A 26235-nucleotide genomic window follows, 5' to 3' on the forward strand; every position below is an offset into this window, starting at 1 on the left:
TTGTTAGCTAAGGATACACTATTTTCCGCATAATGATGTATAAATATTTACTTTTATGAGAATAATAAACAAAATAATTAAAGTTGCCCTGAAATCACCTCGACAATCCAGCAAACATGCTAGAATGGAGGTTGTAATTTTATTCAAAAAATGAGAAAGGAGTGCTCCCATGAACTATTCCGCTTGTACTAGCATTTTAATTGGGGCTAAGGCCACCATGGATGGGTCGGTCATCATTGGCCGCAACGAAGACGCCAAAGCCGCTTGGCCTAAGCATTTCGTCGTTCACCCTGCCAAAACAGCCACCACCCCCCAACAATTTGTCAGCACGGACAACGGCTTCACCATGCCCTTGCCCACCCACGCTGCGAAATACACGGCAACCCCCGAATGGACCGATAAATATGGTCTCTTTGAGGAAGACGGTATCAACGAATATGGCGTGGCCATGAGCGCGACTGAAAGTACCTATTCTAATGAACGGGTTTTGGGTGCCGACCCCTTAGTCAAGGACGGTATCGGCGAGGAAGCGATGGTCACCGTTGTTTTGCCTTACGTCAAGACCGCGCGTGAAGGCGTCGCTCGGCTCGGCCAACTCATCGAACTGTATGGCACCAGCGAGTCTAACGGGATTCTGTTTGCCGACCAACAGGAAGCCTGGTACCTGGAAACGGGCGCGGGCCACTACTGGGTCGCCCAACGGATTCCGGACAACGGGTACGCCGTGATTGCCAATCAAATGGCCATTCAAGCCATCGACTTCAATGATCCGACCAACTTCATGTTCGCTCGTCATCTACAGGATTTCGTCGCTGAAAATCACCTGAATCCACACAGCGACCGCTTCATTTGGCGTGAGATCTTCGGGACGCAGGATCAATCCGACCTGTACTACAACACCCCCCGGGTCTGGTACGGGCAACAAGTTTTGACGCCCGCCGTTCAGCAGGAACCGCAATCCTTCACGCTGCCCTTCATCCAATACGCCGATCATTTATTGGCTGTGGATGACGCGCAGGCTTTCTTGAGCAGTCACTACGAGGAAACGCCCTATGATCCCGTGGGTGCGGGAACGGATGAACAAAAGCACCGATTCCGGCCAATCAGTCTGGCCAAGACACAGGAATCACACGTCTTACAGCTACGACCGAACATGGAACCAGCTTTAGCCGGGATTCAGTGGCTGGCAATGGGTGTGGCCGCACAAAGCGTCTACGTGCCCTTCTACACCGGTATCGATGAGACACCTGCCGCCTATCACCTGGGCGCAGCGACTTACGATGCCGAATCGGCCTACTGGGTCTACAAGCTCGTCAGCGTGCTGTTAGACGCCCACTACCATGAGGCTTGGCCAACGGTAAGTGCCGTGCAAAAGGACTTGCGGATTGCCTTTAAACAGTCCGTCCAGCACACGGATGCGGTCGCTTCACAGCTGACCGGTCCAGAACTTAGCCATTATTTAACGCAACAAGCAACCGCGAACGCCGCATTGGGAATTCGGCGCTACCGGGAGTTAGCGGCGACCTTGATTACTCAGGCCACCGATTTAGGGCCTTTGAACTATCAACAAGACCTCAATTTATAATCAACGGTGAACCCGCTTCACCAATAAATGGGAGATAAAACAATGGAAAACCAGAAAAAGATTAAATTATCCAATTTAATCTTGATGATCTTTACGGCCATTTACGGCTTCGCTAACACGACAGTCGCCTATGACCAAATGGGTTACGCAAGTATCATTTGGTACGTTCTCGCCGCCTTACTATTTTTCTTGCCTAGCGCGATGATGCTAGCGGAATACGGGTCGGCATTTAAGGAGGCTAAGGGGGGCATTTACTCCTGGTTAGCCGGTTCCATCGGTGAAAAATGGGCCTTCATTGGGACCTTCATCTGGCTGTCATCCTGGATCATTTGGATGCTATCGACCTCGACGAAGGTTTGGATCCCACTTTCCACGTTAATTTCCGGGAGTGACCAGACGCAGACATGGTCGATCTTAGGCCTGAGCTCAACGCAAACGGTCGGCCTCCTCGGAATCGTTTGGATCTTGACCGTGACGTTCTTCGCAACGCGTGGGGTGAACTCCATCGCTAAGATTTCCTCATTGGGTGGGATCTTCGTGATGTTCCTGACCGCCCTGTTCTTCGTGGCCAGCATCGTCATCGTCATTTTAAATCACGGCCAATTGGCAGAACCTATCAACGGGATTCACAGCTTCATCTCCTCACCAAACCCGCAATTCTCCTCGCCAATGGCGCTCATGTCCTTCGTGACGTACGCGGTCTTCGCTTACGCCGGCATGGAATCCATGGGTGGGATTACGGATAGCATGGACAAACCAGAAAAGACTTTCCCTAAGGGCTTGATCATTTCGACGATTGCCATCACTATCATGTACTCCCTGTCGATCTTCCTCTGGGGGATCAGCACCAACTGGAGTAGCGTCTTGGGTAAGAGCCAAGTTAACTTGGGGAACATTACCTACGTCCTGATGAACAACTTGGGACTTGTCTTGGGGAAGGCCATGGGCTTAAGCGCCGTCACCTCCGCCACGATCGGTCACTGGTTGGCACGGCTGACTGGGTTGAGCATGTTCATGGCTTACCTGGGGTCCTTCTTCGTTCTGGTCTACTCACCACTGAAGTCCTTCATCATGGGCTCTTCACCAAAATTGTGGCCCAAGAAGATGACCAAACTGAACAAGGTCGGTATGCCAGCATACTCCATGTGGATTCAAGCCATCGTGGTCGCCGTCTTCATTTTCCTGGTCGCCTTCGGAGGCTCCGCAGCCAACGAATTCTACCTGATTTTGACTGATATGGGGAACGTTTCGACGTCCTTCCCTTACCTGTTCTTGATTGGGGCCTTCCCATTCTTCAAACGTCGCCAAGACCTGGAACGGCCATTCGTCGTTTATAAGAACCGGGCCTTCACCAATACCGTTGTGACGGTCGTCTTAGTCATCTTGGTCGGCGGGATCGGCTTCACCTGTCTCCAACCAATCATGGATCACGACTACATGACCGCTTTCTGGACGATCATCGGCCCAATCTTCTTCGGTGCCGTAGCCTGGATCTTCTACCACAACGCGCAAAAGCGTTCCGCTGAAGAAGCCGCTTCTAACGAAGATTAAGTTTAACAATTGAATTAGCCGGTTAAAGATTAAGAGGAAACCTGAAGCTTGGGTTTCCTCTTTTGGCGTCTTAATGGTTAATGCAACTATCAGCAGTTCTGCTTGGTATGGGAAGTTCATGTTCTCCCCCGGACCCGATTAACTTGGGGTCCTGACAATAGATGCTTGTTACAATCTTTGCTTTATTTCAAAGCATCGCCCCCAATAAGAGTTGTCCTAATTCCGTTTGAAAAGCACCTGATTTTTCGTCCCAGCGGTCTAAAAATCAAGTTGCCAAAAGGCTGATATATCAACGTATTCTTCATGTCTTCAAAGTGAAGCTTTAAGATTTTGCCTAAATGTTGTATAGCTAAAGAAGGAGGTATTTACGCAACGGTTTAGAGTTGCTTGACGGTTATTTGTTGCGGGAGAAATGCTTTACAATTTTTCCGTAGACTATTCAGATAACACTTAGAACTTAATGCCGTAGATTTTGATGCTTTTTTTAGGAGGAGAATTATCATGGATGAAGGTTCAGCACCAAGGCTTGTTATTCTGGGATTCTTAATTACCATGGGGATTTTTGCGATTTTTGATTCACCACTGTTTAGTCTTAATCAAGTGATGGGCGTCATTGGCGTGATTCTACTCACGGGCGTGTTCATTTACAATTTAAAGATAGCGAAACAGGCTTCAAATAAGTAAGGACTGGATGTCGCTCAATTTTGAAAAATACCAGCGGCTCTATAACGGTTGGAATATTCTCACCGAATTTGCGAGAGTATCCCAACTTTTTCATCTGTAGATGGTTTTTAAATGCCGATTTGTAGGGTACACTTATAAAAGAAACGGGGGTGAGTTAACGACATGGATTTATCAGAAAAGCTAAAATTTTGTCGCACTAACGCCAAACTCACTCAAAAACAAGTGGCCGACCAGTTGAATGTGTCGCGCAAGACGATCTCCGGCTGGGAAAACGGCCACAGTTATCCTGATACCGCCAGCATTGTTAAGCTTAGCGATATTTACGACATCTCACTCGATGACCTCTTACGTGACGATAGATTGCTAGAATACTACCGTGAACAGGATCATGCTCAGACGGCTAATCATAAAATTCTGATTGGGAGTTACTATCTAAACCTGATGCTATGGCTACTCAGTTACATCGAGTTTTTTCGACCGGCCGGCTTCCATTCGCCCCTTATCCCACTCTTATTGTTAATCAACGTCATCGTTTATTTGACTCATTTTTCGGATTGGAAGCGTTTCCGAAAAATGACATACACCATCAAAGCTGTTGTGGTTTTTATCTTCATTTTAATAGGACATATCGCCCTCAATGCAATGGATTCAAGCTTTTTGAACTACTTGAGTCAAGCTGAATTACATTTTCTAGTTGGATTTGTTATGGGCCGTCTGTTACTAATCATTTTAATCTCACTTAGCCTTGAAATCTTGCTATTCTTCCGGCCTGTTGCTAGAAATGGCTAGCACCAAGCGTATAGTTTGTATCCAACAGACAAACCCCGCTCTAACACAATTACGTTAGAGCGGGGCTATTTTGTGATCATCAAATTTTTCAGCGCTGCCGGCGTAACGTCCGGTCCGGTTGCTGACCGATAAACAACGGCACCTTTTCCTCGACCACATCACTAAATTCCAGGCCATACCAGCGTTGCGGCGACAACGTAATCCGCTGTAACAAGAGTCGCCCGCCAATCAACAGACGGTCCAACGGGGGCAAGTCGCCCTGCACACCGAGGTCTTGGAACTGTTGATTGAGCATGACAAATTTAAAGTTACCAACCCGCCGGAAAGGGATGCTGGAGTAGCGCGGCGTCTGGTCGCCCAGCACACCCTCATTTAGCAGGTCGTTAACGATTTGCCGCAAATAAACGTTTAGCCGCTGGGGTTTCTTGAAGCCCAGGTATAGCTGCACGTCCATCACGTTGCTGGTTCCCAGCGAGTTCACCGTGTAGGCGCACTCGTTGGGCGTGTCCGTCTCATTGACCGTGACGAACCAGTAGACCCGCGCGCGCTTCGGTTGCTGATCCAAAATGGAATAGATGACCGCCCGCTTGATGCGATAGCTACTAGAAACTGGCGTGATGTAGACCAGATTCGTCGCAAACGTCGGCACCTGATCATCGTCACTCAGTCGTTCCAACTGTGGCACAAAGTCCAGCAGTGACACGTCCTCCGTTGCCTCCAAATGCGCGTCTCGCCGGCGATTTCCTGCGTACCAGAAGACCATGATGGTCAAGATGACCAGCGTGATCAATAGTGTGACGTACCCGCCATGAACAAATTTTGCCAGGCTGGCCAGTAAGAACAAACCCTCCAACAAGCCAAAACTGATGACGTACAGCCAGGCCAAGCGCTGATGATGGCGCTGAACCAGAAAGGCATGTAACAACAGCGTCGTCATCAGCATGGTCACGGTAATCGCCAAGCCGTAAGCCGCCTCCATGTTGCTCGACGTCCGAAAATACCAGACGATGCTCAGCGTTACCACGCACAACAGCCAATTCACGGTCGTGATATAGAGTTGACTCTTAACGTTACCGGGAAATTTAATGCGTAACCGCGGCAACAATTTTAACCCTATCGCTTCATGAACCAGCGTATACGACCCGGTAATCAAGGCCTGCGACGCGATGATGGCGGCAATCGTGGCAATCAAGATGGCAAACCACTGCCAGCTCGCCGGCACCATCGCATAGAATGGATTCACCGGATGCGTGGCCGCCAGCTGGGTGCTGTGCCGGACCACCCAGGCACCTTGGCCGAGATAGCTGAGCATGAGCATGGCATAAACGAACGGCCACGTGCCATAAATGTTGGGCCGCCCAACCTGCCCCATGTCCGAGTACAAGGCCTCGGCCCCGGTCGTTGCCAGAAAGATACTGCCCAAGATAAAGATGCCTTGATGATTGATCGGACTAAAGAGAAATTGCACCGCGTAGACCGGCGACAATGCTCGTAACATGCCGGGCACCCGGACCAAATTAATGAGGCCCACGAGTCCGATGAAACCAAACCATAACAACATTAGCGGCCCAAAAGACCGACCAACGCGTTCCGTCCCAAACCGTTGAATTAAAAAGAGGCCAAGGAGAATACCAGTAACGACCAGCAGGACCCACCCCTGGGCACTGCTAAAGTGAACGGGGCCTAAAGTTTGGCCCTTTAACCCCTCAATCGCCGAAGTCACCGTCACGGCTGGGGTCAGTGTCCCATCGGCAAGCAGCGCCGCCCCACCGATCAGTGCGGGGACAATCAGCCAGTTGGCGTGGGGGCGAACCAGCGCGTACAGGGCAAAGATGCCGCCCTCGTTACGGTTATCGGCACGCATGGCCAACAGAATATATTTCACAGTCGTAATCAGCATCAGCGTCCAAAAAATCAGCGAGATGCTGCCCAACATAATCGGTGTTGCCGCCACCGCCTGCCGCCCCGTTTGATCAATAATGGCGTTCATCACGTACAGCGGTGACGTCCCAATGTCCCCGTACACGATTCCCAGTGTGATCAACATCCCCACACCAGACAATGCCCGCGTCGTGGTTCTCATGAGTCTGACCTCCCATCCCTTACTACTGGAGACCATCATAGGCATTTCCCACCAAAACCCCAACCAACCACCCGTGATTGAGTAAGTCACCAACCGAATTAGCGGGTAAAACGAAAAAAGTAGTGTCCGCCGGAGTTTTGGCGTACACTACTTAGACTTGGGAATTGGGGCAAATGAAATGGACTTATCAACCCCACACCTGTGGGGGAACACATCATGGCTTGCGGAACTTAATTATTCACGTTAGGACCACCCTTGTATATACGGGAAACACTCAATATTCTTCTGAATTGAGGTGATGAACTTAAGCAGTTTGCTGGCATTGTCGATTGTTTGGTTATGGTCATTAGTAACCAGCACCTCAACGATGTCTTTAGGGATATTAACGCCACTCGCATTGACACCATTGAGCGTTTCCTCAATAGTGTCACGCCGAACGAGCTTAGCTTCGAGTTCAGTAGCCTTCTTTTGCTCGGGCGTCTGTTCGACCGGCTTCTTGTTAGGCTTACCTTTGCGAAGTTTATCTAATTCGACTTGTGACTTGTTCAACTATTTCTGGAGTGCGTTTTTTCTATCCCTGTTCCTTGCCGATTCGACCCTTTAGTTTTTCAATAATGCATCATTTTTACCATCACCATCTGGCTGTTCAGAATCATCCTCTCCTTCAGGTTCGGTATTGTCACGGTCGGACTGTTTCTCCGTATTCTCTGGCAGGGTAGGATTATCATCTGAGTCAGGATTGGGATCCGTAAAGTACTGCAAATTCATTGGTAAAATTGTCTTTTCAAATCGTTTCATGTCACTTACTCTTTTCGCCGTGGGAGGCCATACTCGGTTGTTTTTAAGACCGCAAACAGGAAAAGAACCATTAAAAAAGCAATTTGCGATTAAAAAAACACTCGCTGAGGAGTGCAATCAATTTATCGTTTAATTTTTCCTGATTTTATATCGGACTGGATTTCAGCAAGAGCCTGTTCATAAGGAATACCCAAAATGTCAGCTATCTCTCGGGCACCCTCCTCAGGTGTAACCCGTTCTGTCACTTTAACAAACGGAGTTTCATCTCGTACACCAATAGGAAGTGGACACTCTTTCTGTATCTTTTGTATTTCTGAGCAGTTCATTGCTAAAACCTCTTAACTTTAAAACCATATTCTTTTCCAAATCTAGTATATGGCATATCTATGGTGTCACCAATGGAATAGCCCACGTTTTGCTCTGCTTTAATAAGTTTGTTAATTAGATTACTACTCGGTATTTTAGACGAGCACCCCGTATACGAATAGATACTACCGTTATTTCCAATAGTTAGTGTCTGTGTTACACCCTTACATCTTCCTGAAGAAAGTGTCTTAATGTCTCCAATGCTTGGTGACGTCCCATCCGGGTGAGAATCACCCCCGTATACACGGGGAACACACTTTCAAGCCGGAAACAAAATTTGACTACGTAGGATTACCCCCGTATACACGGGGAATACGGCAGCCGTCACTGTTCGTCAATCTAACTAACAGGATCACCCCCGTATACACGGGGAATACCCACACGGTGACATCTACGCAAAAATCGCTGAGGGATCACCCCCGTATACACGGGGAATACAACCACCGGTTTGTGCGGTTGAATCAAAGATCAGGATCACCCCCGTATACACGGGGAATACCAGCTTAGCCATCCGTGCATCCAACTCAGCCTGGGATCACCCCCGTATACACGGGGAATACATCTGTGTACGCGTGTGGACGCCGACAACCTTGGGATCACCCCCGTATACACGGGGAATACCCTGATCCGCCAGCCGTCCATCCCGTCAGATCGGGACCACCCCCGTATACACGGGGAATACTCTTTCTTATCATTCTTTACATTCTTATTATTGGGATCACCCCCGTATACACGGGGAATACTATTGGAAGAGCTTGCCCATTATGACACCACCGGGATCACCCCCGTATACACGGGGAATACATTCGACCTTCAAGAGTTCTGATAAAACACATAGGATCACCCCCGTATACACGGGGAATACCTGTCGATGTTGGCACGCTCGTTGACTCGTACAGGATCACCCCCGTATACACGGGGAATACTTTTTTCGCAAAACTTGTGTGACCGTGTCGTTGGGATCACCCCCGTATACACGGGGAATACCTAAGCGACTCAAGTCAGAAGTTCAGGGGGTTAGGATCACCCCCGTATACACGGGGAATACAACAGTTGTTGGGACCCGTTGGCACCATTGATAGGATCACCCCCGTATACACGGGGAATACAAAAGACGTATCTTTGGTTGGGGTAGCCGTATAGGATCACCCCCGTATACACGGGGAATACTAATTCCAAGCGCGAGTGAACATCTGCCCTGTAGGATCACCCCCGTATACACGGGGAATACCTTTTAATTCTATCAAGAACAAATTTTCAACAAGGATCACCCCCGTATACACGGGGAATACAACGCACTAGAAAACGGTGTCGCTAACGAACAAGGATCACCCCCGTATACACGGGGAATACGCAACAGACAACTGTAAATTATCAACTTTACGGGGATCACCCCCGTATACACGGGGAATACACTAAAGAAACGCCGTCACACCGGGATCCTATTTTTCAAAAAAACCCTTTTTCCTTTAACTTGCTCGCCAACTCGAAAGTTGCTTGAGCATCAGATAATGCATGATGCGGATGTAAGTTCTCAATCTCATAATCCGCTAAAACTGTTTCCAACCTGTAATTGTCCAAAAACTTATTCGACTTCTTTACCAATGGCATCAAATCAATTAGCCGATTCGACAATCTAGACTGCCCAATTTTTCTAAAAGCGGCTAGTAAGAAACCTTCGTCAAAGTGTAAATTGTAACCAACAACGGGCGCGTCCGCGACAAATTCTTGTAAAGCTTGTAGCCCATCAGCTAAACTAACGCCTTGCTTGTCCAACATTTCAGCGGTAATACCAGTAAGCTCCGTTATTTTCGCAGGAACATTCTGTACCCCTTGAATCAGTTGATCAAACTGTACAATCTTGTCCTCTTGGTCCCGTTTAACCGCGCCAATCGAGAGGATCGTATCTTTGACTGGATCTAACCCGGTAGTCTCTAAATCAAGACTAACCACCATGAGCTGCTTAGGCGACAACGACGTCTTTCTGATAGAGTTACGGGTCATCACCCTTGCCCGATGGAATTTAGCAGCATCACTAAACCCATGCTTCACACCACCGGTGGCTTCCTTCAAGTGCATCATCAGCGGAATACCGTCGAAATCCACAACTTGCCGGTCCTTGCGCGTCGTTCTAAACTGGTAGCCCAGCTCATTTTGTGCATTATAGACCATGGTAGCTTCACCCCGGCCGATGTTTTCTAGGATCCGATCCCACAGTGCATCGCGTACCCGCGCGCTCACGTTACCTACATAAACGCCCGTCTGGATTTCTTGATACCACTTGGTCAAGTCACCCTTCAACGACTTAGGGACCTTCGTCAACGTAATCACGATCATCGGCTGTCTTCTTCCTGCAGCTCATGATACTGTACGCCAAACTTTTGTAGTCCCAGTCGGTCGTCCCAGAGACTAACCATGTCGACCTCACTATCGTCTTCCGGAATTTCTAGGAGTGCTTTTAGATCTTTCACCATCCGCACCAATAACTTGTTTTCAACGAAGACATCGCGCATTGCTAGGCGCACCCTTGACCCAATATCCGAGTCATCCCCATATTTTTCGGTCACACTGAAGGCCACTGGAATGGAGAACTCCGCTTTATATAAGTCCGCAAAATCATAAACGAACGACAAATCATGCCCTGTGTGGACAAAACCTAGACCAGGCGAAGCTCCTAAAGCCGAAATGACACTATAGCTTAATCCGTAAAGTGCCTGATGGGCCGCAGTTAGGGCCTTATTGATCGGTGTTCCGGACTCAAAATTATCTGGATTATATTCGCGCCGTGACCAAGCAACGCCCGTTCTTAAAGACTGATCAAGGTATACTTGACGAACCCGCGCGCCTTCTTTTCCGCGTAACTGCTGCATCGTTAGCTGAGAGACATCGTCTTCTGGAAAACGCATCTGATACATCTCCCGAGCAACTTTTACCCGCGACCGCTGATTAGACACTAGCTTAGCTTGGGCGACAAGCAATGCCGAAGAATGGTTGAGCGGTCGACCGTAGGCATACTGCCGCACCCCTTGCTCGCCAACCCAGACCACACCCAGTCCTGCCTCACCAATCAGCTCCATTGCCCGATGAGTCACATCCACACCGGGTCCTAACATGAGCACGCTCAGCATCGCCGCTGGGACATACACAATTCCCCGATCATCTAAGACCTGAATAGCGCTGTCCTGCCGATTGAGCTTAGCATGTTCCAAATATAGGAAAGTAATTCGGTCACGCACACGGCCCAGCTCATAACGTTCGGGTTTCTTAGCACCAGCTTGCTTTTTTACCATGACTACGCCTCCGGAATCACCGTCATTAAGCCCATACCAAACGCTTTTTCGCGGCCGATCCCTTTGATCAAAGTTTCCTTAAAGGCCGCGACATCACTGATTCTCAGCAGTCCCTCAAAGGTCACCCGACTTAATCGACCCCCATTGCCACTTTGATCAGCTCGCCGATGAAGAACTGGCCACTCACGCCCTACAATATCAAAGGACCACGTCGGTTGCCCGTCCGGATTCTCAGCTGATATATTCTGAATCAGCTCGAAACCAGACTTTTCAGCTCGAGCAATCAACCATTGCCGCTGTTGCTCAATCGTGATGTGCGGCACTACTCGTCCCTGCCGTTCACCAGGCTTCGTAATCGTGTGGGTCGGATTGGCCGTCAATCGAAATTGAAGTACCTGACCATCATGAAGCGTCTCTAGCAGGTGGTCATACGACTTGGTCATCACCGTTCCCTGTACACCATACGTTACCAATTTCTCAGCATCTGGTTTCTCTTCGCTCAAAACCAGTAAGTAACGTCTGCCGCTTAACTGATCGATCCGCCATAGATGCCGTGGTCGTTCTCCTGCCGCAACTTCCGCGGGAAAACTTTGCTCGACCCAGTTATGGTATGCGCCAAGATGCGTCAAGTCTCTTGTCTTTGCGCGATTATTACTGTCAATTTCTACTCTTGATAAGTACATATTTACTCCTCTCCGAGAGCGCTAAATGGGTCGTGTTGGGTGTCTAGGTCACTGCTCTGCGTTTTTAGTTGACTCAATTGGACGGTGTCTCTGGCGACGGCGCGAAACCCATGCTGCCGATTTCGTTGGTCAAAGGAAACGACCTGGTCTTTGACTAATGCGCTCGACTTGTCAGCCAATAGATTAGCATCAGCGACAATTTCGAGCGTTTTTACGTGTTGCCGTCGTTGATACCAAGCCGCAGCCTGCCATTTTAATTCTTTTAGTTCCGCAACCGGTGTCTGATCCGTAAACTCTTTAATTTCCAACACGCCTGCAGGAACATTTGCCCGGCGACCCAGAAATAGCTGGAACCGGGGATGCTTGAGCGCAAACTTTATTTCATCCATTAAGTCTACATTTTCACTACCTATTGCTACGACAAAGACGGCATCTTGAATATAGTCGCGATAGGTAATTTTACGTGTGCCAGCTTTCCATTCTACCGTTTGAAAGTCCGTCAAGTGACGACCAACCTGATCAATGCGGACGGCAAAGCTCAAGTCATTGAGTCCCCGGATACGGTCATCAGTACGGCGGTAACCTAATGCCGCCGCTATCATTCCAATCACTACACTTTTCGTTGGATAGTCATTGGTCGTCCGCCGGGCAAAGCTCGCCTCGTTACCATACGACTGCAACGGCGCAGTTAACTTAATCGTTAGTGTTTTCATCCTGAACCACCTCTGATAACTGCGCTGTAACCTGTTCCAGAAGATCCGATAACTTCGCCACATTAATCCCAATCTTGGAATCTGGCTTGCCTAATACAAAGTTAGCCACTGGCTCGTCCACATAGGCTTGGGTGCGCTGGTATTCTGCTTCAAGCTTGGTAATTGAAGGAGCAACGTAACCACTATTAGAGGTCACCGGATTCTCAAATGCTGAAACCAAATTGACCGGCGTGTCCTGGCGAATCGTCACCATCACGTAGCTTGGCAGTGTTTTATTAGCAAACGTATTTTGCTTCCCGGTTGGCATTGAGAGTAAGAAGTCTTTAATGAAATCAGCAGCCCCCTTGATGGCATCCGCCGCATTCAGGTTGTGGACCAATTCATTCATATTGACATTGGCATAGCGATAAAGCGTCGCCGAATTAAAGTCGATGGTTCCTAGCATGGCTGCCCCAGTGGTATCATCCGGCTGTTCATCATCCAGCGCCGTAAAGTAATCATACTCGGGAACCACTTCATGCGTCGAAACGGCGTGGGCCACTTGGGCCGATGCATCCACATTTAATTCAGGATTATCTGCCACCATTCGACCAAACAAAGCAAGGTCTAAGGATTGGTCGCCCTTCAGCACCTTTTTAATTTCTTTCTTATCTAATTCTTCATTATCAAGCGCATATTGTGCTAATTTAGCAATTTGGCCGCGACTGACTAAGAGCAGTGCCCCGGTTTCATTGTTCTTTTTGGCATCTATCTTGATGCCAGCCAGCTTAAAGATTTCAGTAGCTTTAGCCAGCGCGGCATCGTCATCTAAGGACGCATCCAATTTTTTTAGTTCGGCTACCAGCAGACTAGCGGCTTGTTTCGTCCGCGTCCCTGCGGAAACATTATCATGTTTAAATTCGTCGCGGACAGCCTTTTTCCAACTCTGAGAAGAGACCCGTGCCCGCGTAACACCACCGTATAGAGCGGTCTTGGGTGCCCCCGTGTCGTCACGGTTGATGTTTGATGATGGAACGGTTTGTAAGACGCTTAAGTCAACATATAGGTTTTTAGTCATTAGTGTTCTCTCCTTCTGATTTAGCTTGCTTCACTGAATAATATTGTTGTCCCCAACGTAACCGCACTCGGCTAGCCTGCTCGTAACTTATCTGTAGCCCATACAGATCTTGTGCCAACAGCGCATAGTCAATCTTTTGCGCAAGACTATGGGATTTTAAGATGCTTACTAAATGTGACAAGCTATTAATGACACCTGAGACATTCGTTGTTGCTAGCAAGGGTTGTACTCTACGATCCATAGCAACTCGTAGATCTTCGTTTCCCCGTAGGTTGCCTAAAGCCCCAAAGAAAGTTTCGCCTTGCGCATTCTCACCGTAAGCTGATGCATAGACAAACGCGTCATTATTTCCCTGCTGGTGAATTGCATAAAAACGGATAGCTGTATAGACGGCCACTTCTTCAGGTGTCGGTGCTCCATTCTGTGCATGACTTAACTGGTTTTCATCTAAGTTAGCCATGATGACCGGCCAAACCATTTCGGCACGGTGGCTGGTAATTGTCGGTGCATTTCTGAGACTTGCTAATACTGCCTTATCCGGATTACCATTGCGATAGAGAGTACGAATAATCTGGCCGGTGGCTTTTTTAACTTCACTTGGCATAATTTCTCATCACTCCTTTTTTAGGTCAAGATCACGGCGGACGTTATACATCAGGTGGTTCTTCGCAGTAAAGATATTAAGCGGTCGTCCATGATCGTCACTAATTCCTCTGACATCTCGCGGTGAGCTAGCTTGCATCTCATCGTCAACAGCCATTACCACAATCTTTTCTAGTTCGGCCTTCCATATGTTAATTTTAGCTTCGCGGTCATCTTGTCCCCTTAGACCGCTCAACCATGCCTTGAAAGGTTCATTCAACCGTTCATAAAATTTTGCACTCAATCCACTAGCAAAGGTTCGTGTATCTAAATTACGAATCTTGCCAATATCCGTGGCAAAGTGATAATAATCAGTGCCAATTGTCTGTGTTGTTTCAATAACTTCTTCGATTCGTAACGGCCACCGTTCAGCAAGCTCATCGTCAAACAAAACGTCCGCTTGTAATTCCATATCATCGACCACTTCGGCCGCTGGTGACTGTGAGGTCGCGTTGCCATCACTAATCAGGGTTACCGAATTCAAGAACAACGGGGCATCGTGATCAATCAACTGTCTTTGCTTGAGCGCTCTGAGCCAGATAACAATTCCCGGTTCGTGCATATCATCTTGCAGTCTGACTTTTACGTACTGACCGAAATTCCGCCACATCGCAATTCCTAGCGAACGGAGGCTCTTTCCCGCTGGTCGATAGGCGTTGGTCTTCTTATCAAGTTTCCAAGTCGTCATTGGCTCAATCAATGCATCCTCATACGCAAACGTCGGAATTCCGGCACTAAGAATCATTGGCTGGCCATCCTGCCACTCAATATGCAAGAGCCGAGACCAAGTCGTATACAATTCTGCGAGATTGTCTGGAAGTATCAGGGCCTTGCGTTGGGCAACGTAGTCCCGAACCGATTTGGCTTCCCAAACTGGTTTTTGCAGTGCATATTCTGTGCCGTCTTGACGCGTATCAACTAATACTAAATTCAGCATCAACGTGTCAAATAGTGTCTTCCCCTTTGCAAATACCGGATTGAGTCGGTAGATCCAGCCCCCAGAGTTGGAGAACTTTTCTTCGGTCACAACCTTTGTCTTATCCGTGACCCCCGTAAAGTTTTGGTAGGCAATCACCCAACGTACCAATTCATCCAATGACACCTCATTCTTTGCGTCACCCGATTTAGGTGTGAAAATATCCGGTGTATGCGCACTTTCCGAAATGCGCCGATTCATTTGCTTCACCAGAACCTGGCCCTTTCCGGCGGCAACTTTTCTGTTCTCTGGCACGAGCGCATCGTAGTCTTCAGTTGACGCTTGATAGAAGGGGCGGTCCCCAAAGAACTCAAAATCTGCCATATGAGCCTTTAGGTAATCAATAACTGCCGCTGAGAAATGTCCCGTCTGGTAAAGCTGACCCCAAGTCGCAAATAATGTCTCTTCTCCCTCGTCATCATCGAACGCGTCTAAGTCGATCTCTAAGCTCTCAGGTGACTTAATATCGCCTTCTAACCACGAGTATTGTTCACCATCAGCGTCGACCCGCGAATAAACTGTCGTTAAGATTGCCAAGAGTAATCGCAGTAAAGCCAGATCTTGACTATGCATATCGCCAGCCAGCTGCCGGTAGCTTGAAGCATTTTCAAATAAATCAATCAAAGAAACTGTCTTTTCTTGATTAGATTCAGCCGTCACTACTTTGATCCAAGGATCAGTCGTCAAATTAAATCTTTTATTGTCCACCAGTATCACCTTCCTTTACATATTTTAAGCCAAGCTTCGAGGAATACGTTAGCTGCCAACCCGCAAACGTCACCGCCAAATTTTCATCCAACGGTAAGGCGAGCGCTCCTTTAAGCCAGACATCGCTTTGCCACCCTAAGAAATAATCACTGGTCAAGTCTTCCAGTTTCTCAATTGCCTTATCAATTCGCGGCGTTACCGCAACCGGGAGCCGAATCACTTGCTGAGCGATATCCTGTGAGGAAACGTCACTTAAGCGTCGACCGTCTAGTAAGAAGTTCCCCTCACTCGTATGCTGAACCAGAATAACTTCCAGCGATTCTCTAATGTCTCGAACTGCCGCACTGGCCTTCTGCTCATCCTGATCAACGTTGCCTAAATTACGACCCAGCCAATCATGAATCGTAGCTCCGGGCTTCGTTTTGGGATTGGCAATCTGAAAGACGCGGGCCTTTCTTTTTTCAGCTTTTAAGACATTATCAAATTCAACCCTAGCAGCATCGATATCAGGCACTTCACGGTCCGTTGAAGAATCATAAACCTGCTGTACCAGTGGTGAGATATCATCAGGTAAGTTAATTGTGTCCTTTAAAAAGTGATCCGTCTTCATCAGCAAGTATTGTTTGTAAACGTTTGCACTACCAGATTCATAAGTGTTAGGGCCTTCAATCCCCATGACAAAAACCTTTGGTGTCTTTAAGGCCTTGGGTCGGTCAATCTGATGACGATGCAATCGCCCTGCTCGTTGCAGAATCAAATCCATTGGTGCAATGTCCGTGTACATGACATCAAAGTCAATGTCCAAAGACTGCTCCAAAACCTGGGTCCCAATGACAATCAGTTTATCCGGTCGCTGGCCATGCTTACCAATTGAGGCTTGTAGCTCATCTTCCTGTGCAACTCGATCAGTTGCTAGGAATGCTGAATGCAAGACCATTAATTTAATACTAGCCGGCATTTTCTCCGCCAATATCTGTGCGCGCCTAACCGTATTGACGATGATTCCGGCAACGCCACCACCGCTAATTTGATCAACGACATGGGCAACAAGGTCTTCATCAGACACGTTTAAACGTTGGACCTGTAATTTAGTTGGTTGCTGATCACTCTGCCCGGGGAAGGATGTCACCTGCTTAAGTTGGTGACCATCCAGCAAGCTTAGTAGTGGATAGGCTTGCGTATTCTCCCAATCTTTAGGCGCGTCAAGCTCATATTTCAAACCATATTTCCCCTTTAAGTACGCCTCCAGTAGAAGGTTTCGTTTGTTCTTGGGGAGTGTGGCGGACAAAATTATAATTGGAACGCGGTAGGCCCCCAACCAGCGAAGCGCCTTGTACAAATACTGATTCATATAAGCGTCATAGGCGTGGACCTCATCAATTACAACTACCTTGCCACTGAATCCTAAATGGCGGAGGAAGAGATGCTTTTGCTTCAAACCCAGTAACAAGAGATTATCAATCGTTCCTACCGTAAATTTCGTCAAAATCGATTTCTTCCCAGAGAACCAACTATTAACGACTACCTTGCCCATTCCATCGTCAGTATCATAAATATTTTTTGCGTTAGGCAGTGCCTGATACTTATGGTTAAACTGAGATTTTCCGTGCATCAATCTAATCTGTAAGTTCTCGGTCTGTTGCTTAGCTAGAAAGCCTAGCCAGTCGTCTACCCGATCAAACATAGCGTTAGTTGTCGCCTGTGTCGGAAGCCCCATGAATAGGCCGTCGCGACCGGTGATATCGGCTAGTTGTTCCGCTGCCAATAAGGCAATCTCGGTCTTTCCAATCCCCATGGGTGCCTCAATAATCACCATTCCCGGGTCTAGTGTTTCGCCGATTGCTTGTGTCATTGCCCTTTGAACGGGACGCGGTTCAAATCCCCAGCGAATCTGATATGGATTTTGCTTAGGGTCCATCAAATCTACAGGTTGGGGATTCCATTCACCACCGACATCCCAGGCTGTCATCGCTTTTTGGTACCGCTCTTTGATACTATCTTTTGGCCAAGATTGGTCCAATGGAATTAAGGGAAAAAGCGGCGTTTGCTTATCATTATCTAAGTATTCACTGGATGCCAACCAATCAGCCATAATTAGTAAGCCTTCTAAAATAACGGCTTGCGGCTGTGTTATGTCGGGGATCTCCTCAACTGATTGATACCCTGATGAGGTCAACCCGTATTCAAAGAGTTCCTTCTGTACGTCGATCCAAGGTGCTTGAATCTCAGGCTGGTTGTCGCTCTGATAATAGTTGGCCGTATAATTGCCAATTTGTTCATCTGGAGGACAGCTGGCCGGCTTGCCATGGTGACCCCCAATGATGGCTCCAATCGATTTGGGAACATCAAGGCCTTCCAAAATGGCTTCACCAGCTAAAGCATGCGGGGATTCTTTTGGCGATGCCAGATTTAGATGCTCAAAGTCTACAAAGCCAATTCGGGTCAGTTTTGACTTTAAATAGTCGTCCAATGAGTCGTCACGATTATAGGATTCTTTTCCTTGAAAGGCCGCCGTTGCCTTACCAATATCATGTGAAAACCCTACGAATTTAACCAAATTATGTACCGCCGTTGCTGACAATGTTCCCTGTAACAGCTGTCGCTGGCCTGAGCTCAGCCACTGATTGAAAAGGTAATTTATCACATTCTGTGTATCTAGTAGATGCACGATGAGTGGTAGCCATGTCTGTTGACCATCTTCTGATTGCTTTTTGGCCCACAACGCTGCTGCTCGCCTCGATATTTCCACTGCCATTCTTACCGTCTGCTTTCCTTGATTTAACGCTATATGGCTCCGTTCTCACTAAGCTGTTTGTAAAGCTACATATCTTGTCATTATTCTTAAGATACAATTTGAAGCGTTTTACGTCAACACAATAAACACATAAAACCATTTGTGGTAGCTTACAAGTAAAGCTGAGATAAAGTCTCAATTGTAAGCGTGTTCATTTTATATTTAAAATGAATCTTTCAAAATTCGGTTTTCTCCACAAATAAGAGCCCTACTTTGGACCAAACGTTTCTTCCCCCTCTCATAAATAATGGTTTTAAACCATCTTTGGGACGAATTGTTACATATAAAGTCACTATTTGCTCTGGATAATAAAATAAAGTTCACTATCACTGTTATATTTTATTTCTACAAGCCTATAATACCACTATTGCTTGTGATATGTAGGCATATTTTGTTTTTACTCTAAATATCTCTGCAACGTTGCTAGAAAGGCCTCAATTTCTGAAATGAAAAGGTCCGTACTACCAAGTTAAAAAAATCACCCCCACATCCGTAGGGAATATTTTCACTCTATAAAATAAAGTTCACCCTCACTGGGATCACCCCCACACTTGTGGGGAACATACACGATTATATCACAAGTATGGTGTCCAACCCCGTATACACAGGGAAGAAACGAGTCTGATCATGGATTGCGGGACTTAATTAGGATCACCCACGTATACACGGGGAATACCGTGACAAGCCGCAGCAACTGCCATCGGGAGAGGGGATCACCCCCGTATACACGGGGAATACCTCATCTTCTGTGGCTTCGTGTTAAGAGCCTGAGGATCACCTCCGTATACACGGGGAATACTCACTATCAGCCAACGTCTGTGAGATAAGCTCGGGATCACCCCCGTATACACGGGGAATACTAAATGCAACGAAGGCAAGCCGGAGATTGTCTAGGATCACCCCCGTATACACGGGGAATACCCGACCATCTGGAAGCTGACGTTGGGATTGTTGGGATCACCCCCGTATACACGGGGAATACATACGGCGGTATCCCACGGCATCCGGCCGAAATGGATCACCCCCGTATACACGGGGAATACCAAGCACACTTGACGTAAGCACACTGTCTAGCAGGATCACCCCCGTATACACGGGGAATACTTGCTGTAAAGATTGCCAACAATAGTGGATATAGGATCACCCCCGTATACACGGGGAATACATGAGATTGTGTAATTGCTGCCCTTCTTGCTAAGGATCACCCCCGTATACACGGGGAATACACGATGATTGAGACACTGGATTACGACAAAATGGGATCACCCCCGTATACACGGGGAATACAATGGTGTCGATATCGTTACCAACGGCCGGTCGGGATCACCCCCGTATACACGGGGAATACGCTGTAAACCACGTGGACCAGCGGGTCTTGTTAGGATCACCCCCGTATACACGGGGAATACATGGTGGCGTGGCTATCCTTGTCATAAAAAGTGGGATCACCCCCGTATACACGGGGAATACCCTTCTGGTTCGGCCTTGCCTTGCGCGGTATCGGGATCACCCCCGTATACACGGGGAATACGCCAAGGAAATCAATTTCTTAGCCAGTTCTAAGGGATCACCCCCGTATACACGGGGAATACCTGACTTCCAGGTAGATGAGAATCGCTTAGTCGGGATCACCCCCGTATACACGGGGAATACTCCAACCGCTTGACCTCCACCTTGCCCAACCAGGGATCACCCCCGTATACACGGGGAATACTTAACCGCTGCCAGGCCACAGATGCCAGAACTAGGATCACCCCCGTATACACGGGGAATACTATCCGGCGACAGTTGCTGAAGCCAGTCATTTAGGATCACCCCCGTATACACGGGGAATACACTAAACAAACGCCGTCACATCAGCATTCTATTTTTCCAAAAGTGCCTTTTTCCTTTAACTTGCTTCTCTAGCATACCTCAGCAATGTATGATTAACAATTACCCTATCACCAAAACAATAGCGAAGATTTCCGTAACAATGGACTCAAAACATTTCAGTTTATCAGCCATCCTCATTACGACTAATATCAGTTAAATCAGCATTATTACTCAGAACCCAAAAAAGGCATAAAAAATGGCCCCCCGTTCCTCTGAACGGGCGGACCATTTTAAAATCTAAGAAACTCCGGCTTGCTAACCAATCTCTCTGAATCACGTTATTAGCATCTCTTAAACTCTGATAAGTAACTATACACGATATTTATGCGTTTGTCAAAGGTTATTTTACTTTTTCAAATCAACGCCCAAACTTCTAGTTAATTTCCATATAGTTCAACAAGGCTTAGTAGTCACCAATCCCTTGATATAACAATATTTGTAAGACGTCTTGCCTAGAGATACCGCCTAAAACTGCTACACTGGTTTAAGCAAGAAGTTTTGTGAGTGGGGGCTGCCTTTTCCCTTTTCGAGGTGAGGTCCATGGGAACATGGAAAGAATCTAGCGAAAGGTTTCGTGACCCGTGAGTACTTTTCAAGCGCTATCGTTGATGCTGGCTTTTGCCACATTAATGATTATTATCGATCGCCATAACGATCGGAAATAAAAAAAGCCGCCCTCTAATAACTTTGAACAGTTAGGGCGACCTGTCGTCGTTTCTGTCTCCGCTCTTGAAGCGGCTTGCTAGGCCGGTGTTCGCGCGCCGGCTTTTGCTATGTCCTCACTATACCACATTTACTGGCCAAAGTAAGGATTACGACTCTCACATTTACCTGCCCTGCCTAGCTCGTATACGTATACGTTTTGAACTTCTTTTCGGCGAAATCGACACATTGCCGCATATCAATCACCCGGAGCTTTCCCTTGGGTAAGTCTGCCGTGACCATGCCGGTGCCTTGGGCCTCAAACTCACGCTCCAGCTTTGAGAAATCATAGGTCTCCAGCTCAACGTTTTTAAAGCTGATCATTTTCTTTTGCGGGTGCAGAAAATCTCCCGTCTCAACGGGTGCCGTCTCCTCGATGACCTTAATGTTCCGATTAATTCTGGTTTCCGCCAAATGGAGCGCCGTATTCGTCTCAAAATTCGTTCCGATCAAGACTAGTTTGGCATGCAGGTCATACAGTCTCCCTAGCACGCCATCATCCCCAAATGGAAAATCGTACGTCGTATCTGTGGTCAGCCATTTTGCTCGGCTCCCCCACGCCGCAAACGACTCTAGTGGATTCGCCGACCGCTCAACGTCTGGATAATTCCGGAAAAGTTCCACCACATCACTCTGACCAATTGCGGGGGTCAACCGTTTGCTATAGCCCATGGTCCGGTCGCGAATTGGCTGCCAGTTTTCCTCTGGTTCTGGGCCCTCCGTCCACAGTGACGGATCCGATAGTTCCGGCGTCTGGCTCGGCATCACCACGTTTCCCATTGGCCCCACCGCCTGGCAGAGTGCTGTGATGACAGCTCGGCTATCCCCCGTGATCCAGTCGAACGCTTTTAGTGAGGTGTGGACCATGACGCTATCGCCCGCCACGACGCCTAAACTTTGAAGTTGCTTTAGAAAATCCTGTCTGCCGTATGGTTTGCTCATTGGTTACGCTTCTCTCTAAATATTAAAATCAAATTATAGTTCTTATTATAAACTCATTTTAATTGTGTGTAAATAAAAAGAAAGAACCTTCACGAACGGGTTCTCCCTTTATTCACACTAAGACTTGGTCAACATCACGACCCCTTCGCCAGGATTGGTCCCCTCGTCGTCATCATCCGAGCCAAAAAGTTGACCACCAATATGCCAGCCTGCAAATTGTGACCGCGTCTTCGCATCATAACCCGCCGCTGTCAACGCCGCCGCGACCGAATCAGCACTCTCTGGGTCTTTAGCCGTAAAACTGATGACTTTAAACGATTTAAATGGTATTTTGTAGCCCGTCAAAACGTCTTCTTCCGCGCTCAAAGTTTCAGGACTATTTGGCTTCGACAGTGAAAAATCACCTTTGGAAACGCCTCGTAATAGCTGCTCACTAGCATTCATCGTCGCATTACAGTAAATGGTCTCCGGAAATAATTTCATCATCTGAACTTCAGCCTGAGTAACCCCCGCATTCTCCATTGCCAGTGACCAATCCATATCATCCACAGTTAGACTACGGGCCGCAGTGATCGACGGGGCCTTGATTGCTTGTAGATTTTTACGCCAAATCCAGCCACTGTACTGGCCATCCGCGCTCTTCACATGATAGTAAATGACATATTTCTTAATGTCTTTCTTGTAAAACTCTTCGTGAGCGTCCGTGTAAAAGACGACCGTGTCCGTCTGCACACTCCAACCATAACGGGTGCCAATGTGTTTCGAATACCGACCACCACTCACCGCTGTATAGGAATAGCTTCCCATCGGCTTACGCCAAATCAATCGAAATAAACTTGACCGTTGGGCTGAATACCCTGGTCTTGACGCCGAAGCAGTCGCGACCACACCACCAAGTCCCAAACTCCCTAAAATAATGCCACTAATCAGCAACCCACGCAATCTTAAATTCATCAGCTGCGCCTCCCTATGGCATTTATTTTAAGCGCAGTGTAAAAATAGGAGCAGACTATGCGACTAAACGTTACGTGAACTTCCTATCTTATAATCCCTCTGCGACATCCCTCTCACTAATTATATTCCCCCTTGAAAAGTTCCCCCCAACAGTATAATCTTAATTGTAGATGTCAATTCTCATTTAAATTTAACGTTAGCTGACGACATCGCAGCCGCCTCGGGGTAGATTGGCTGGTCAGTTAGCAGTTCAGGGAAAGAAGCGGGGAAAAATGAACAGAGTTTTACGGCCAAGTATGAAGGGCTTATTTCGAATCGGCATGGCGGATTTTTACGCCTTTTTAATCGTAGGGGTGGCTCTCATTGTGGAAGCACCAGCAAAGGTCATGTATCCCATGGGGACGGCCTTAGCTATTATTTTTGCGTTATCCACCTGCATTACCATCAGCGGCATGGCGCTCAATCACCTGTACCGCGAACCAGAGAGCTATAGCATCTTAATTTTACAGACTGCTTTTACGATTATGATTATCTTGGCATTGTTGAGTTAATACCTACCGGGACTATGCGAACCTTGCCTAGTCCCTTTTTGATGCCAGCAAACAAAGATAGCGAACTTACCAAGTCATCCATCGGCGGCACTATCCCGTAGTGACCTATACTCGACCGCAATTGAAGCCCAAGGAGTCCTGCCCATGAAGCGTATCTTCTACGTCCTGCTAGCCGGTGAAACGGTATCCGACCTCGGGGACAACCTATTTGGCATCGCCATTGATTGGTACCTCTATAGTTTAACTAAGAGTTCATTTTTAGTCGGGGTCATTTCGGGGGTGTTTAGCCTACTAGTCCTGATGAGCCTGGTGACCGGCTTCGTCGCCGACAAACACGTCAAGACTCAGGTCATGCGACTGGTCGACCTTTTTCAAATCATTATTCTGGTCACTGCCGGCATTATTTATGACCACCGCACCATCACTCTGATGCCATTCATCCTGATTCTATTTCTCACCCGAATCGTCGGTACCTTCTTCGGTCCGGCCGAAAACACCTTGATTCCCCAACTTGTGCCTAAGGACGCTCTCGCCAAAGCTAATGGTCTGAACCAGGGCTTCGGCATGATCTCCGAAATGATTGGCCTGCTGGTTGGGAGCACCCTCATCGTTTGGCTCTCCCTCGCAGACTTTATGTGGGTCAACGCCCTCACCTTCGGCATCTCACTGATTTGCGTTTCAATCGTTCACCGGAACCATCACGAGGTCCTCACACCCCCGACCAATGATAACTCAGACCGTTGGTACACGGGCATTCAGTACATCAAACAAACCCCGATGTTACGCGCCATTATCTCACTGGCTTTAGTCATTAATCTAGCCTTGGGACCGATCATGAGCTTAAACGTCGTCTGGGTTCGCCAAAATCTCCACAGCACCAGTATGGTCTACGGTATCATGCAGATTGCCCTCATGATCGGCGTGATTCTGGGGAATATTGCGGCGGCCGCGCTGAAGATACCTTTGAAACGGAAAATGATTTTGTCATTAAGCGTTGTCAGTTTGGCCGTTATCGGGATGGTTCTACTGCCAAATGTGCTCATGACCCTTGCCATGCGACTGCTCATTGGCCTGGGTGCCGGCACCATCAACGTTGCGGTCTTCACCTTGCTTCAATCCACGACTCCTGCCGGTATTTTAGGACGAGTCAATGGCGCCATGATGGCCGGAACAAACCTCGCGCTACCCCTGGGGATGATGCTGGGCGGTATCTTTTCGGTTCGACTCGGCGTCGGCGGTGTCTACCTGGTTGGCGCGGCCTGCGCTCTGATGACGCTAGCACTGTTCTCACACGTCAAGGTTAGCGAACCTGACTGAGTCTCTTCTATAATTAGATGAAAAAAACGACCCTCGACACGCCGTCAAGGATCGCTTTTGATTCGTTTTGTTTAATCTGGGATTACCGCACAGATACGGTCAACAATTTTCTGAACCGGTTCGATAGCATGGATATTGGAGATTCCCAAACCAAATGACGCATAACCCTTACTAAGATCACCGACCAGCATCCCCTCGCGCAGGCCTTCGTAACCATTAGCTGCCGCGAAAATTTCCTGGTTAGAAGCACTCGTCTGGCTCATTTCCATCAAATGGTTAGGCAATTCTCCCGGAAGCGACCGGTAGAATGCTGGCAATGCCCGGTACGTCAGCATATCATCCGCATTCGTCGTCACGGCCTGCTGCTTGATATTTTCGGCCATCCGGGATTCTTCACTGGCTAAAAAGGCCGTCCCGCAGTAGAACCCTTCGGCACCCAAGTCCAATACGGCCTTGGCCGTCCGGGCATCGGTAATGCCACCCGCCGCCATGATCGGCGTATGGTCAACGGCATCAACCAGCAGCGGCACAATGGAAAGTGTCCCCACTGGTCGTTCAGGAACCGTCCCGCCTTCGTCAAAACCGGTGGCTACAATCACATCGGCACCGCTATCTTCCGCCAATTTTGCATTCTCTCGTGATGGTGTAATGTAACGATACACAATTTTAACCCCGTGCGCATGTAACTCCTTAAATAGTTCTGGAATCACTGGCCCCACGTAGGCCACGACCGGAATCTGTTCTTCGTAAATGAGGTCAAGCGTTGGTCGCGTGAAGACATCATTCGCTGGGTCGCCAGTTGGCCCAAAGTTTAGACCAAACGGCTTATCGGTCAATGCTCTCGTCTTATGGATCTCATCACGCATTCGTTGAATCGTCTCGACAATGGACTTCGTCACGGTTGTTTGACCAGCGTTAAAGCCCAAAACGCCTAAGCCACCAGCATTGCTAACGGCAGCGACCAGCTTGGCATCCGTGAGCCACAATAAGGGGCCTTGGATAATCGGTTTTTCTATTCCTAAAATTTCACAAATTCTATTGGTCATGATTCATTACCTCCGGGGTTAATATCTTTAAATTAGTTGTATTGTAAAATCGCTTACAGGTGTTATTATATGGGTACTAATTAACTTATGCCAATACGAACTTTATTTAAAAATATAACCAAAGTGTAA

Annotated in this window: 22 protein-coding genes and 2 CRISPR repeat arrays; of the genes, 7 read left to right on the forward strand and 15 right to left on the reverse strand. The window is 47.9% G+C overall.

Annotation, left to right across the window (positions count from 1 at the left end; translation table 11 throughout):
- Nucleotides 1-169 precede the first annotated feature (169 nt).
- The 4 genes from JUF10_RS05600 (at nt 170) to JUF10_RS05615 (ending at nt 4609) form a co-directional block, all read left to right on the forward strand.
- Nucleotides 170-1585, forward strand: coding sequence for a C69 family dipeptidase (locus JUF10_RS05600; protein ID WP_203641261.1), 1416 nt, complete (start codon nt 170-172; stop codon nt 1583-1585).
- Between the two features lie 42 nt (nt 1586-1627).
- Nucleotides 1628-3136, forward strand: a complete 1509-nt coding sequence (gene yjeM / locus JUF10_RS05605) for a glutamate/gamma-aminobutyrate family transporter YjeM (protein WP_203641262.1) — start codon at nt 1628-1630, stop codon at nt 3134-3136.
- 501 nt (nt 3137-3637) lie between these two features.
- Nucleotides 3638-3820, forward strand: coding sequence for a hypothetical protein (locus JUF10_RS05610; protein ID WP_203641263.1), 183 nt, complete (start codon nt 3638-3640; stop codon nt 3818-3820).
- Nucleotides 3821-3982: 162 nt separating this feature from the next.
- Nucleotides 3983-4609, forward strand: coding sequence for a helix-turn-helix domain-containing protein (locus JUF10_RS05615; RefSeq protein ID WP_203641264.1), 627 nt, complete (start codon nt 3983-3985; stop codon nt 4607-4609).
- Nucleotides 4610-4697: 88 nt separating this feature from the next.
- Here the strand turns inward: JUF10_RS05615 and JUF10_RS05620 are convergent, their stop codons facing one another.
- The 12 genes from JUF10_RS05620 to cas3 all read right to left on the reverse strand — a co-directional run bounded on the left by JUF10_RS05620 (nt 4698) and on the right by cas3 (nt 18680).
- Nucleotides 4698-6692: a KUP/HAK/KT family potassium transporter gene (locus JUF10_RS05620; RefSeq protein ID WP_203641265.1), complete on the reverse strand. Its 1995-nt coding sequence runs from the start codon at nt 6690-6692 to the stop codon at nt 4698-4700.
- Between the two features lie 243 nt (nt 6693-6935).
- Entirely contained in the window at nt 6936-7241 is a 306-nt protein-coding gene (locus JUF10_RS05625; protein ID WP_203641266.1) for a capsid assembly scaffolding protein Gp46 family protein, read from the reverse strand.
- A gap of 51 nt (nt 7242-7292) precedes the next feature.
- Nucleotides 7293-7490, reverse strand: coding sequence for a hypothetical protein (locus tag JUF10_RS05630; protein WP_203641267.1), 198 nt, complete (start codon nt 7488-7490; stop codon nt 7293-7295).
- A 122-nt stretch (nt 7491-7612) separates the two neighbouring features.
- Entirely contained in the window at nt 7613-7816 is a 204-nt protein-coding gene (locus JUF10_RS05635) for a hypothetical protein (RefSeq protein WP_203641268.1), read from the reverse strand.
- 267 nt (nt 7817-8083) lie between these two features.
- Nucleotides 8084-9270: direct repeats of the CRISPR family, unit length 28 nt; unit sequence GGATCACCCCCGTATACACGGGGAATAC.
- Nucleotides 9271-9305: 35 nt separating this feature from the next.
- Entirely contained in the window at nt 9306-10193 is an 888-nt protein-coding gene (gene cas2e, locus JUF10_RS05640) for a type I-E CRISPR-associated endoribonuclease Cas2e (RefSeq protein WP_203641269.1), read from the reverse strand.
- The gene (cas1e, locus tag JUF10_RS05645) at nt 10190-11146 is read right to left on the reverse strand and encodes a type I-E CRISPR-associated endonuclease Cas1e (protein ID WP_203641270.1); all 957 of its coding nucleotides are present in this window, start codon (nt 11144-11146) and stop codon (nt 10190-10192) included. The genes cas2e and cas1e overlap by 4 nt, the downstream gene beginning before the upstream one ends.
- 2 nt (nt 11147-11148) lie before the next feature.
- Entirely contained in the window at nt 11149-11829 is a 681-nt protein-coding gene (gene cas6e / locus JUF10_RS05650; RefSeq protein WP_203641271.1) for a type I-E CRISPR-associated protein Cas6/Cse3/CasE, read from the reverse strand.
- A gap of 2 nt (nt 11830-11831) precedes the next feature.
- Nucleotides 11832-12542, reverse strand: coding sequence for a type I-E CRISPR-associated protein Cas5/CasD (gene cas5e, locus JUF10_RS05655; protein ID WP_203641272.1), 711 nt, complete (start codon nt 12540-12542; stop codon nt 11832-11834).
- On the reverse strand, nt 12523-13599 hold the full coding sequence (gene cas7e, locus JUF10_RS05660; RefSeq protein WP_203641273.1) for a type I-E CRISPR-associated protein Cas7/Cse4/CasC: 1077 nt from the start codon (nt 13597-13599) through the stop codon (nt 12523-12525). Before cas7e ends, cas5e begins: the two co-directional genes overlap by 20 nt.
- Nucleotides 13592-14203 carry a type I-E CRISPR-associated protein Cse2/CasB gene (gene casB, locus JUF10_RS05665; protein WP_203641274.1) on the reverse strand — a complete coding sequence of 204 codons (612 nt, stop codon included), beginning with the start codon at nt 14201-14203 and terminating at the stop codon, nt 13592-13594. Before casB ends, cas7e begins: the two co-directional genes overlap by 8 nt.
- 9 nt (nt 14204-14212) lie before the next feature.
- Entirely contained in the window at nt 14213-15925 is a 1713-nt protein-coding gene (locus tag JUF10_RS05670) for a type I-E CRISPR-associated protein Cse1/CasA (protein ID WP_203641275.1), read from the reverse strand.
- A complete protein-coding gene (cas3, locus tag JUF10_RS05675; RefSeq protein WP_203641276.1) occupies nt 15915-18680 on the reverse strand; it encodes a CRISPR-associated helicase Cas3' in 2766 nt (921 codons plus the stop codon). Before cas3 ends, JUF10_RS05670 begins: the two co-directional genes overlap by 11 nt.
- A gap of 687 nt (nt 18681-19367) precedes the next feature.
- A CRISPR array of direct repeats spans nt 19368-20555; the repeat unit is 28 nt; unit sequence GGATCACCCCCGTATACACGGGGAATAC.
- A gap of 620 nt (nt 20556-21175) precedes the next feature.
- On the opposite strand from cas3, the gene JUF10_RS14260 reads away from it, so the two are divergent.
- The gene (locus JUF10_RS14260; RefSeq protein WP_373301291.1) at nt 21176-21259 is read left to right on the forward strand and encodes a putative holin-like toxin; all 84 of its coding nucleotides are present in this window, start codon (nt 21176-21178) and stop codon (nt 21257-21259) included.
- Nucleotides 21260-21434: 175 nt separating this feature from the next.
- Here the strand turns inward: JUF10_RS14260 and JUF10_RS05680 are convergent, their stop codons facing one another.
- A complete protein-coding gene (locus JUF10_RS05680) occupies nt 21435-22238 on the reverse strand; it encodes an AAC(3) family N-acetyltransferase (protein WP_203641277.1) in 804 nt (267 codons plus the stop codon).
- Between the two features lie 117 nt (nt 22239-22355).
- Nucleotides 22356-23192 carry a hypothetical protein gene (locus JUF10_RS05685; RefSeq protein WP_203641278.1) on the reverse strand — a complete coding sequence of 279 codons (837 nt, stop codon included), beginning with the start codon at nt 23190-23192 and terminating at the stop codon, nt 22356-22358.
- Between the two features lie 272 nt (nt 23193-23464).
- On the opposite strand from JUF10_RS05685, the gene JUF10_RS05690 reads away from it, so the two are divergent.
- Nucleotides 23465-23743 (forward strand): hypothetical protein, encoded by a 279-nt coding sequence (locus tag JUF10_RS05690; RefSeq protein ID WP_203641279.1) that lies wholly within the window; start codon nt 23465-23467, stop codon nt 23741-23743.
- Between the two features lie 144 nt (nt 23744-23887).
- Nucleotides 23888-25060 (forward strand): MFS transporter, encoded by a 1173-nt coding sequence (locus tag JUF10_RS05695; RefSeq protein WP_203641280.1) that lies wholly within the window; start codon nt 23888-23890, stop codon nt 25058-25060.
- A gap of 71 nt (nt 25061-25131) precedes the next feature.
- Here JUF10_RS05695 and JUF10_RS05700 read toward each other — a convergent pair whose 3' ends face one another.
- Nucleotides 25132-26106 carry an NAD(P)H-dependent flavin oxidoreductase gene (locus JUF10_RS05700; protein WP_203641281.1) on the reverse strand — a complete coding sequence of 325 codons (975 nt, stop codon included), beginning with the start codon at nt 26104-26106 and terminating at the stop codon, nt 25132-25134.
- Nucleotides 26107-26235: the final 129 nt, after the last annotated feature.

This window comes from Levilactobacillus andaensis (assembly GCF_016861695.1).
Taxonomy (GTDB): Bacteria; Bacillota; Bacilli; order Lactobacillales; family Lactobacillaceae; genus Levilactobacillus; species Levilactobacillus andaensis.